Below are 9,985 nucleotides of genomic sequence, written 5' to 3'. Positions count from 1 at the left end.
GAGCAGCAGCGCGGCCAGGTAGCCGGTGACGGCCAGGACGCCGGTCCAGGCGCCGAGCAGCCGCAGCGTGACGACGCGACCGCGGTCCACCGGGGCGAAGTCGAGCCAGGTCAGCTCGGCCGGCTCGACCCAGGCGAAGCCGCGGCGCAGCAGGCCGCGCCAGCCGACCGCGCAGCAGAGCGTGAGCAGCCCGAGCACGGCCGGGAAGTCCACGTGGGACGAGCCGTAGAGCGCCGGGCGCCAGCCGTCGACGTGGAAGAACGCGGTGAACAGGAACCCGAAGGCGAACAGGAAGAGGAAGCTCGCGGTGTCACCGCTGAAGATCCCGCCGAACCGCTTGCGACCCGGGATCCTCATTCGCTTCGGCGCCAAAGTCACCACAGTTCGAGCACGCTGTCCGCGGCTTCGAGCAGCGGCGGGTGGTGCGTGGCCACCACGACCGCCGCGCCGGCCGCCGTCGACCGGGCGATCACGTCGACCAGCCACTCCTTGCCCGCGGTGTCCAGCGCGCGCTCCGGCTCGTCGAGCAGCAGCACCCGGTGCGGCCGGGCCGTGACGCCGAGCAGCAGCAGGCGACGGCGCTGGCCCGCGGAGAAGTGCCCGGCCGTGACGCGCATGCGTTCGCCGAGACCCGCGTCGCGCAGCAGCTCTTCGTGGTCGCCGAGGTCGGCGCCGAACGAGCCGGCCAGCAGTTCGAGGTGCTGCAACGGCGTCAGCTCCGCGAAAAAGTCGGAGTCGTCGAAGAGCACCGAGACCTTGCGGCGGAACTCGACGTCCCGCTCGTCGGGCACCTTGCGGTCGACCAGCACGCGGCCCCGCTGCGGCTTCTGCATCCCGTAGAGGCACCGCATCAAAGTCGACTTGCCGACTCCGTTCGGCCCGACGATCGCCGCGCACTCGCCGGGGTCGACGGAAAAGTCCAGGTCGTCGAACAGCCAGTGCTCGCCGGCCCGGACGCCGATCGCCCGCGCGTCGATCATCGGAGCGCTTCGAGCACCGGGGCGAACTGTTCCAAGTTGGGCTCCAGGACGGTGTAGTAGGTCAGGCCGAACCGCTCGCGGTGTGCGTGGAGCTGCTCCGCGACCTGGGCGGGCGAGCCGATCAGCGCGGTCGGGACCTCGGCGAGCTGGTCGACGCTCAAGGCGCCCTTCGTGCGCTTCGCCAGCTCCTCGAGCGCGCCGGCGCGGTCTTCGGTGATGTGCACGAAGTGGCAGAGCAGGTTGAACTCGGCCGCGCGGCCACCGAGCTTCGCCCGGACGAACTCGACGCGCTCTTCGATGTCCTCCGCGCTCGCCGGGACCAGCCCGGCGCCGTCCGGCGATTTGGCGGTGCCGGTGAAGCCGATGGTGTCGGCGTGCTCGGCGGCGAGGGTCAGGATCCGGTCGCCGCGGCCGGCGAGCAGCAGCGGCGGACCTTCGGGCCGCGTGGGCGCGGGCTTGTGCTCGGGGTCCGCATACAGCCGCTTCAGTTCCAGAATGGACCGTTCGAGGTGGTCGACGCGCTCGCGGGCGGACGGGAACGGCATCCCGGCGGCCTCGAACTCCGCCTTCACGTACCCGGCGCCGAGCCCCAGCTCCAGGCGCCCGTCGGTGAACTGGTCGGTGCCCGTGACGTCCCGCGCGAGCAGCACCGGGTTGTAGAACGGCGTGTTGAGCACGAAGGTGTTCAGCTTGACGCGCGAGGTGACCTCGCCGGCCAGCACCAGCGCCGGGAACGGCGGGGCCAGGCCCAGGTGGTCGGCCGCGGAAAGGACGTCGTAGCCCAGGTCCTCGGCCTTGCGGCACTTCTCGACCCACGCGGCGCGGCTGTCCGGCACGATCATGTTGACCCCGAAGCGGAAATCCCCAGTCATGCCCCCAACGTACTCAGCGGAGTTTTTCGATCACCGGGGCCAGCCGCGCGAGGTCATCTTCGATCACGGTGAAGTAGCTGATGCCCAGCGTCTCGCGGGTGCGAAGCAGCTGCTCTGCGACCGCTTCGGCGGATCCCACGAGGACGGTCGGCAGCTCGCCCAGCTCGTCGACGGACAGATCGGGCACCCGCCGGTGGACGGCTTCCAGCGTGCTGCGCCGGTCGCCGGTCACGCGGGTGGCGTGCACCAGCAGGTTCAGCTCGGCGTCCCGGCCGTCGAGCGCCGCGCGCGCGAACTCGACGCGTTCGGTCAGCTCGGCGAGCCCGGCCAGGGACATCCGCCCTTCGACCTTCGACGCGGAGGTACCGGTGAACCCGACGATGTCGGCGTGCTTCGCGGCCAGCTTCAGCACGCGGTCGCCGCGGCCGCCGAGCAGCAGCGGCGGCCCGGGTTTCTGCACCGGTTCGGGTTTGTGGGACGGGTCCGCGTAAAGCCGCTTCAGCTCCAGCACCGCGCGTTCGAGCCGGGCGAACCGCTGCCCGGGCGTGCCCCACTCGATGCCGGCCGCGTGGAACTCCGCCTCGACGTACCCCGCGCCGATGCCCAGCTCGAGGCGGCCGTCGGTGAACTGGTCGGTGCCCGTGACGTCCCGCGCGAGCAGCACGGGGTTGTGGAAGCAGGCGTTGATGACGAACGTGTTGAGCCGGACCCGCTCGGTCGCCTCGGCCGCGAGCACGAGCGCGGGGAACGGCGGCGCCATCCCGACGTGGTCGGCCGCGCCGACGACGTCGTAGCCGAGGTCCTCGGCCTTCCGGCACTTCGCCACCCACTCGGCCCGGGAACCGGGCACCACCAGATCCACGCCGAACCGAAACGGTTTCATGGGCGCGAAACTACCGGGAAAGGAAGAAGGGGACGCCTCCCGGATGCGGCCGGGAGGCGTCCCCTTCTCGTTCAGGGTGTTCAGCTCAGGCGCTGGGCCAGCGCGTCGAGCTCGTCACGCAGCGAGGTGGGCACCTCGCCGATCTTCTCGAACCACTCCTCGATCAGCGGCAGCTCCTCGCGCCACTCCTCGGGCTTGACCTCGAGGGCGGCCTGGATGTCCTCGATCGGCTCGGTGAGGCCCTCGGTGTCGAGGTCCTCGGCCCGCGGCACGAAGCCCACCGGCGTCTCGATCGCGTTGCCGCGACCCTCGACGCGCTCGACGACCCACTTGAGGATCCGCGAGTTCTCGCCGAAGCCCGGCCACAGGAAGCGGCCGTCGTCGCCGCGGCGGAACCAGTTGACGTAGAAGATCTTCGGCAGCTTGTTCGCGTCGGCGTTCTTGCCCAGGTTCAGCCAGTGCTTGAAGTAGTCACCGGCGTGGTAGCCGAGGAACGGCAGCATCGCCATCGGGTCGCGGCGCACGTTGCCGACCGCGCCGGCCGCGGCCGCCGTGGTCTCCGACGACATCGTGGCGCCCATGAAGACGCCGTGCTGCCAGTCGCGGGCCTCGTTGACCAGCGGGACCGTCGTCTTGCGGCGGCCGCCGAACAGGATCGCCGAGATCGGCACGCCCTTCGGGTCGTCCCACTCCGGCGCGAGGATCGGGCACTGCGACATCGGCGTGCAGTAGCGCGAGTTCGGGTGGGCGGCCTTCTCGTCCGAGTCGGGCGTCCAGTCCTGCTTCTTCCACGACGTGGCGTGCTCGGGCTTGTTCTCCATGCCCTCCCACCAGATGTCGCCGTCGTCGGTCAGGGCGACGTTCGTGAAGACCGTGTTGCCCTTCTCGATCGTGCGCATGGCGTTCGGGTTGGTGTGCCAGTCGGTGCCCGGCGCGACGCCGAAGAAGCCGAACTCCGGGTTGACCGCGTACAGGCGGCCGTCCTCGCCGAAGCGCATCCACGCGATGTCGTCGCCGAGGGTCTCGGCGCGCCAGCCCGGGATGGTCGGCTGCAGCATGGCGAGGTTGGTCTTGCCGCAGGCGCTCGGGAACGCGGCCGCGACGTAGTGGACCTTGTCCTCGGGCGAGATCAGCTTGAGGATCAGCATGTGCTCGGCGAGCCAGCCCTCGTCGCGGGCCATCACCGAAGCGATGCGCAGCGAGTAGCACTTCTTGCCCAGCAGGGAGTTGCCGCCGTAGCCCGAGCCGTAGCTCCAGATCGCGCGCTCTTCGGGGAAGTGCGAAATGTACTTCGTTTCGTTGCAGGGCCAGGAAACGTCCTTCTGACCCGGCTCGAGCGGCGCACCCACGGAGTGGAGTGCCGGCACGAATTCGCGCTCACTGCCGTCCGGCCCGATGAACTTCTCGAGCGCCGCCTTGCCCGCGCGGGTCATCACGCGCATCGAAGCGACAACGTAGGCGAAATCGGTGATTTCGATACCCAGCTTGGGATTCTCGTCGCCGAGCGGGCCCATGCAGAACGGGATGACGTACATCGTGCGGCCGCGCATCGAGCCCCGGAAGAGCTCGGTCATGGTGGCCTTCATCTCGGCCGGGTCCATCCAGTTGTTCGTCGGCCCGGCGTCCTCGGGGCGCTTCGAACAGATGAAGGTGCGGTCTTCGACGCGGGCGACGTCGTTGGGGTCGGAAGTGGCCCAGAAGGAGTTCGGCTTCGACTTGAGCTGCACGAACGTGCCCGCGTCGACCAGCTCCTGGTTGATCCGGGCGGCTTCTTCGTCAGACCCGTCGACCCACACCACACGGTCCGGGGTGGTCAGCTCGGCGACCTCCCGGACGAAGGACAGCACGCCACTGTGCGTCGTCGGCGCGGTGTCCAGTCCGGGGATGGCGACTGCGGTCATCTCTACTCCTGACTTCCGACGACAAACAAGCCCGCACCGGAACGACGCTGTCCCGGTGCGGGCGTCATTGCCGGCGACCGAATGGCTTCGCACACCGGCTGGCGAACCGGTGTGCGTGATTTGGGATTCCCCGAGAGTAACCGCATGACCGGCAGGTAACAGAGAGCTGACGTGTACGTTCTCTCACAAGACCGATAAGGGAATCGATTCAGAAGCCCGTTTCTTTTCGTTGAAGACATGAAGAAAGCCCGAGGCCGAAGCCCCGGGCTTTCAAACTGTGACCTCGCTTACCCCTAGTTGGGGGAGATCCACTGCCCCGTGCCGGAGTCGATGCGCGCGACGCCTTCGAGCGTCTGCGTGCCGGCCTCGCCCCACGCGGCGTCGGCGGCGAGGTCGCCGTCGCTGCCGGAGTCCATCAGCCCGCTCGAGACTTCGGTCCACTGGCCGGGGCCGGAGTGCTCGAACGTCGTGGTCGTGCCGTCGGCGTCGGTCTGCACCGCGATGTCCGCTTCGCCGTCGCCGTCCTTGTCGGTGAAGGCGATCGTGCCGCCGCTCTTCGTCTCGACGATGGCGGTGTCGTTGTGGCCGTCGTGGTCGGTGTCGATGGTCGCGACCCCCGCGTCGACCTCACCGTCCGGCAGGTCGGCGTGGATGTGGCCGCCGGAGCTGTCGTCGCGGCCGCCGGTGTCGGAGTCGTCGTGGCCCCCGCCGCCGTGCGACTCGACCCACTCGCCGCTGGCCTCGTCGTAGACGGCCTGCTCGACGACGTGCCCGGTCTCGTCCAGCACGGCGTACTGGTCGGCCTCACCGTCGTGGTTCGTGTCGATGAAGGCCTGCGAGGTGCCGTCGTCGTGCTCGATGATCGCGGTGTCGTTGACGCCGTCCTCGTTCACGTCGTAGTTGACCTCGGCCTGGTACTCCTGGCCGTCGACGTGAACGGTCATCGCGTCCGGGCTGGAGGCGTCGGTGTCGCTGCCGCCACTCTCGTCGACCCACATGGGAACTTCCCCCTTTTAACCGGGTAACGCCGTCTCTGACCTGCTGTCCGAGGGTATGACTCACCGTATGCCGGTTCGGTTCCGCTCCACAACCGGACGGGCGTCAAGCCGTCTTGTCGCGCAGGGCCCGGATCCTGGTCAGGAAGGTTTCGGCGCGCTCGCGCCCGTCGCTGACCTCCTTGAGGCGCTTCGACACGATGGCGATCTTCTTGGCGCGCTCCTGGGCGCCCATCTTGATCGTCTTGTCGACTTCCTTCAGCTCGGCCTCGATCGCGTCGATGCGCCGGCCCAGCGCTTCGTCCAGCGCCATCGACAGCTGCTGCTCGGCCTCGATGAGCTGCTCGGCGACCAGCTGGTCGAGCGTCGAGCGGGCGTCCGCGATGGCCTCGACCAGCCACTGCTTCATGTGCTGCTTGTCGGCCGCGTGCTTGCGCGTGCGGGCCATCCACCAGCCGGCGCCGAGGCCGATGATGATCGTCGCGGGCAGCACGACGGGGTTGAGGATCGCGACGCCGGCCAGCGGCAGCGCGGCCACCTTGCCGGCCCCGACGCCGCCCGAGATGCCCATGAAGACGAGCAGTTTGTCCTCGGCCGTCGGCGGCTTCTTGTCCGGCGGCCGCAGCACCACCGGCGGGCCGCCCGCCCGGGCGAACTGCGCGCGGATGACGTCGAGCTCTTCGGGCGAGAACAGCTCCGACAGCGAGACGTTGGTGACCTGGTTGAGGCGCTGGGAGAGCAGCATCGAGATCCGCTGCGACGTCGTCTGCAGCGCGATGTCGACCTGCTGTGGCAGCGCGGCCAGCTCGTCGCGCTTGGCCGCGTCGATCAGCTGGCGGAAGTGCGTCTGCGCGTCCCGCATCTGCCTGCTGCTCTCGTGCCCGACCTCGACGCGGGTGCGCTGCACCTCGCCGCGCAGCTTGAGCTGCCAGCCGCGGGTCGAGCTCCGGCGTTCGGCCTGCAGCTGGTCACGGCGTTCGCGCAGCTGCTCGGCCTCGGCCTCGCCGGCGGACAGCGCGCGGCTCTCGGCCTGCAGCTTCGCCTTGAGCTCGCCCAGCGCGCTGGAGAGCGCGCGCAGCGTGTTGGCCTCGCCGAGCATCGCCGAGCGGCCGACGAGCAGTTCCTGCAACGCCGTCTGGATCGCGGCGACGCCGGACTTCTCCCGCAGCATCGCGGCCATCTGCTCGTTCGGCGCTTTGGCGGCCGTCTCGAACATCCGCGCCGACACCGGGTGGAAGACGGCGTCGGCGAACCGGGGCGCGTGCTCGCGCAGCAGCTGCTTGTCGGCCTCCATGACCTCGCGCCAACCGCGGAACATGTCCACCTTGGTCAGCGCGAACACCACGGTCTCGACGCGCTCGCCGACGTCGCGCAGGAACTGCAGCTCGGTCGAGGTGAACGGCGCCGAGGCGTCCACGACGAACAGCAGCGCGGTCGCGCCCGCGGCGGCTTCCTTGGCCAGCTCGCCGTGCAGCGAGTCGAGCCCGCCGACGCCGGGGGTGTCGACCAGCGAAAGCCGTTCGAGCAGCGGGACCGGCCCGGTGACCTCGACGTACCGCGGCGGGATCTGGCCCGGCGGCAGCTCGTGCGCGGCGGAGACCCAGTTGATCAGCTGGCCGAGGTCGATCGGCACCGGCGCGAGCTGGCCGGGGTAGCAGGCCTGCGCGCCCCACGCGTCGGCGTGGTCGAACACCAGGTAGGTCGCGGTGGCGACGTCGGCGTCCACGGGGGACAGTCCCGGCCGCGCGAGCAGCGCGTTGACCAGCGAGCTCTTGCCGCGGTTGGTCTCGCCGACGACCACGACGGCCGGCTTCTTCGGCCGGGCCTTCCGGATGTCCTCGACCCACTTGGCGGCGGCCGGGTCGGCGTCGCGGACGGTGGTCAGCAGCTGGTCTCGCGCCGCCGCGACCTGCGCGGGCAGGCTCGGCGCGGTGGGTGCGGTCACGGGTTCTTCTTCGCGTAGACGGTGACGATCGGGGCACGCAGCAGGCGGTCGTGGTCGGCGAACCCGGTGACCTCGGTTTCCGCGACGAGGCCCTCGAGCGCCGGGTCCTCGGTCGGGACCGCGCCGCCGGCTTCGTGGCGAGCCGGGTCGAAGCGCTCACCATCGGGGCGGAGAGCTTGGACGCCGATCGCGGCCAGCCCTTCTTCGAGACGTTCGACGACGCCGCCGCTGCGGGCGCGGTCCAGGGCGTACAGGCACATCTGGATCAGTGCCTGGCGATCCGCGAGAGCACGCTCGAGATCGGTGACCTGCTGCTGCAAGGGGTGCACATCGGTGTCCGACGCGGCGGACCCGCGGTCGGTTCCGTCCTTGCGAAACCACGCCATGGCCACAGTCTGGCGGATTCAGCTGCCGGCCGGTGGCGAAACCGGCCGAAGGAACCGGATCAGGATCGTCCGGAGGATCGCTTGTTCGGCGGCCAGATCGAGGTCCGGGTCGAGGCCGGCCCGCGAAATCATCGCGTCGAGCAGGCCCGTGACCCAGCCGGCGGCCGCGCGCGGCGCGATCCCGGGATCGATCAGCCCCGCGGCCTCGGCCCGCTCGACCAGGACCGCCAGGCCGTCACGCAGGGCGCTGTCGTTGCGGTGGATCAGCTCGGCGAACTCGTCGTCGCGGGCGGCCTGCGCGGCGGCCTCCAGCACCAGCCGGACGACGGCCGGGTGCGCGAGCTGCCCGGCCAGCTCCGCGACGACGTCGAGCAGCGCGGCCCACGGGTCTTCGGCCTTCGCCGCGGCTTCGAGGCGTTCGGCCGTCTCGACGGCGTCGTCGGTGAAGATCGCCGTGAACACCGCGCGCTTGCTGGGGAAGTAGTGGAAGAGGCTGCCTGAGCTGATGCCCGCCGCGCGGCAGATGTCCGCGGTCGTCGTCCGCTCGAAGCCCTTCCCGGCGAAGCAGCCGGCCGCGGCGTCGACGATCGCGCGGCGCTTGGCCGCGTGCTTGGCCGGGTCGACGGTCCTCATCGCTCGACCGGCGGGTCGTCGCGCCAGGGGTAGCCGTGCTCGGCGAAGGCGGGCGCCAGCTCATGGTTGCGCAGGTCGGTCTTCTCGCGGGCGATCTCCCGGCCGTCGGTGGTGCGCAGGACGAGCTCCTTGCCGTCGAGGTAGACGGCGTCGAGGTCGGCCTCGATGCGGCGGGTCTTGTCGCCGCGGACCAGCGTGACGCGGGTCGGGGAGACCGTGACGACCAGGCGGTCGCGGGCCCAGACGACGGCGAACACCAGGCCGAGCACCAGCCCGCCGGCGACCGCGGCCAGCGTCGCCCACGGTTGCGGCAGCTTCGTGAGCACCTTGAACACGCCTTGGAACGGGAACGCGGGCAGGTCGCCGACCCAGGCGGCGATGGCCCAGACACCCACGCCGAGCGCGCCCCCGAGCAGCGGGCAGCCGACCCAGGACCCGGTGCGCAGCCACGACGGCTCGTCGACGGTCGTTTCCATACCGCCTATTATTAGACCGGCTGCTCGGTTTATGAAAGCCGGGGTCAGACCAGCTGGGCGATCACGTCGCGGAGCACGGCCTCCAGACCCGGGCCGTCTTCGGCGAGCCGGGACGAGACCAGCAGCTGGTCGTCGGCCGTGCGCAGCCAGATCGACCCGGCGACGGAGATCTCGATGACGTTCAGCCGGAACGGGTAGGCGCGCCGGCCCTGCTTGACCTCGGCCTCCCGCACCAGCTGGCCGAGGCGCTCGCCTGCCACGATCTGGCGCCGGTAGAAGCCGGGCGCCCACGGCGTTTCGCCGGACGGCTCGTGCGCGCCGCGCAGGGCGGGCCCGCGGGCGTTGGCGAAGTGGCGGGCCGCGACGGGACCGAACAGGTCGACCGCCTGCCGCATGGCCGAGCCGTGTTCGAGCGTTGGCCTGCCGTACCGGGTGCGCGGGCTGCGCGGGTCCGGGTCCTCGCGGCTGCGCAGCGACGCCAGCAGCTCGGTCCACCACGCGGCCCACTGGTCCTGGACCGCCGCCCGGTCGATCCCCGGCGGGACGTGCACCGGAACCCGCGGCTCCACCGGCGGCAGCACCTGACCTTCGGAAACGGACAGGGCCAGGGCGTCACGGATGTACAGCGCGACGTCGACGTCCGTCTCGCTGCTCCACCCCGCTCGCCAGGATGTCGTGTTTTCCAGTCGCACGTTTTCCACAGTACGCGGGAAACGGGCCCGACCTGGGAAAGTCGGCAACCAGCAACAAACTCAGGCTTCGCGCACCTGCTGCCACATCAGGAAGTACGCCCGGTGCACGACGTGCGCGACGCGGCTCTGCGCCGGCGTCGCGCCGAAGGACGCGAAGGACCGCCACCAGCCCGCGCGCTCGAGGGCGTGCGCGGCCAGCTCCGGCCGCGGCGCGCCGGGCTT

At 70.6% G+C, this 9,985-nt stretch carries 10 protein-coding genes and 2 pseudogenes; all 12 read right to left on the bottom strand.

Going from position 1 to position 9,985, the window contains the following annotated elements:
- Positions 1–357 (bottom strand): annotated as a pseudogene (locus G3I65_RS11880) (hypothetical protein); the annotation flags it as partial.
- Between the two features lie 17 nt (positions 358–374).
- Complete coding sequence (locus G3I65_RS11875) at positions 375–980, bottom strand: ABC transporter ATP-binding protein (protein ID WP_160696152.1); 606 nt, start codon at positions 978–980, stop codon at positions 375–377.
- Positions 977–1,852, bottom strand: a complete 876-nt coding sequence (locus tag G3I65_RS11870; RefSeq protein WP_160696151.1) for a TIGR03621 family F420-dependent LLM class oxidoreductase — start codon at positions 1,850–1,852, stop codon at positions 977–979. The genes G3I65_RS11875 and G3I65_RS11870 overlap by 4 nt, the downstream gene beginning before the upstream one ends.
- Before the next feature lie 13 nt (positions 1,853–1,865).
- A complete protein-coding gene (locus tag G3I65_RS11865; protein WP_160696150.1) occupies positions 1,866–2,735 on the bottom strand; it encodes a TIGR03621 family F420-dependent LLM class oxidoreductase in 870 nt (289 codons plus the stop codon).
- A gap of 80 nt (positions 2,736–2,815) precedes the next feature.
- The gene (locus G3I65_RS11860; RefSeq protein ID WP_160696149.1) at positions 2,816–4,636 is read right to left on the bottom strand and encodes a phosphoenolpyruvate carboxykinase (GTP); all 1,821 of its coding nucleotides are present in this window, start codon (positions 4,634–4,636) and stop codon (positions 2,816–2,818) included.
- A gap of 293 nt (positions 4,637–4,929) precedes the next feature.
- On the bottom strand, positions 4,930–5,634 hold the full coding sequence (locus G3I65_RS11855; RefSeq protein WP_160696148.1) for a hypothetical protein: 705 nt from the start codon (positions 5,632–5,634) through the stop codon (positions 4,930–4,932).
- Between the two features lie 103 nt (positions 5,635–5,737).
- The gene (locus G3I65_RS11850) at positions 5,738–7,576 is read right to left on the bottom strand and encodes a dynamin family protein (protein WP_160696147.1); all 1,839 of its coding nucleotides are present in this window, start codon (positions 7,574–7,576) and stop codon (positions 5,738–5,740) included.
- Positions 7,573–7,962, bottom strand: coding sequence for a nucleotide exchange factor GrpE (locus tag G3I65_RS11845; RefSeq protein ID WP_163046675.1), 390 nt, complete (start codon positions 7,960–7,962; stop codon positions 7,573–7,575). Before G3I65_RS11845 ends, G3I65_RS11850 begins: the two co-directional genes overlap by 4 nt.
- Before the next feature lie 18 nt (positions 7,963–7,980).
- A complete protein-coding gene (locus G3I65_RS11840) occupies positions 7,981–8,595 on the bottom strand; it encodes a TetR/AcrR family transcriptional regulator (protein WP_160696145.1) in 615 nt (204 codons plus the stop codon).
- A complete protein-coding gene (locus G3I65_RS11835) occupies positions 8,592–9,071 on the bottom strand; it encodes a hypothetical protein (RefSeq protein WP_160696144.1) in 480 nt (159 codons plus the stop codon). The genes G3I65_RS11840 and G3I65_RS11835 overlap by 4 nt, the downstream gene beginning before the upstream one ends.
- A gap of 44 nt (positions 9,072–9,115) precedes the next feature.
- Positions 9,116–9,763: a hypothetical protein gene (locus tag G3I65_RS11830; RefSeq protein WP_160696143.1), complete on the bottom strand. Its 648-nt coding sequence runs from the start codon at positions 9,761–9,763 to the stop codon at positions 9,116–9,118.
- Between the two features lie 60 nt (positions 9,764–9,823).
- Positions 9,824–9,985 (bottom strand): annotated as a pseudogene (locus G3I65_RS57235) (GTPase); the annotation flags it as partial.

This window comes from Amycolatopsis sp. SID8362 (assembly GCF_010550475.1).
Taxonomy (GTDB): domain Bacteria; phylum Actinomycetota; class Actinomycetes; order Mycobacteriales; family Pseudonocardiaceae; genus Amycolatopsis; species Amycolatopsis eburnea.
This window is presented reverse-complemented; position numbering and strand designations above follow the sequence as displayed.

Coding starts and splice junctions, on each gene's coding strand:
- G3I65_RS11875 (WP_160696152.1), bottom strand. CDS start 980: ATGATCGACGCGCGGGCGATCGGCGTCCGGGCCGGCGAGCACTGGCTG.
- G3I65_RS11870 (WP_160696151.1), bottom strand. CDS start 1,852: ATGACTGGGGATTTCCGCTTCGGGGTCAACATGATCGTGCCGGACAGC.
- G3I65_RS11865 (WP_160696150.1), bottom strand. CDS start 2,735: ATGAAACCGTTTCGGTTCGGCGTGGATCTGGTGGTGCCCGGTTCCCGG.
- G3I65_RS11860 (WP_160696149.1), bottom strand. CDS start 4,636: ATGACCGCAGTCGCCATCCCCGGACTGGACACCGCGCCGACGACGCAC.
- G3I65_RS11855 (WP_160696148.1), bottom strand. CDS start 5,634: ATGTGGGTCGACGAGAGTGGCGGCAGCGACACCGACGCCTCCAGCCCG.
- G3I65_RS11845 (WP_163046675.1), bottom strand. CDS start 7,962: ATGGCGTGGTTTCGCAAGGACGGAACCGACCGCGGGTCCGCCGCGTCG.
- G3I65_RS11840 (WP_160696145.1), bottom strand. CDS start 8,595: ATGAGGACCGTCGACCCGGCCAAGCACGCGGCCAAGCGCCGCGCGATC.
- G3I65_RS11835 (WP_160696144.1), bottom strand. CDS start 9,071: ATGGAAACGACCGTCGACGAGCCGTCGTGGCTGCGCACCGGGTCCTGG.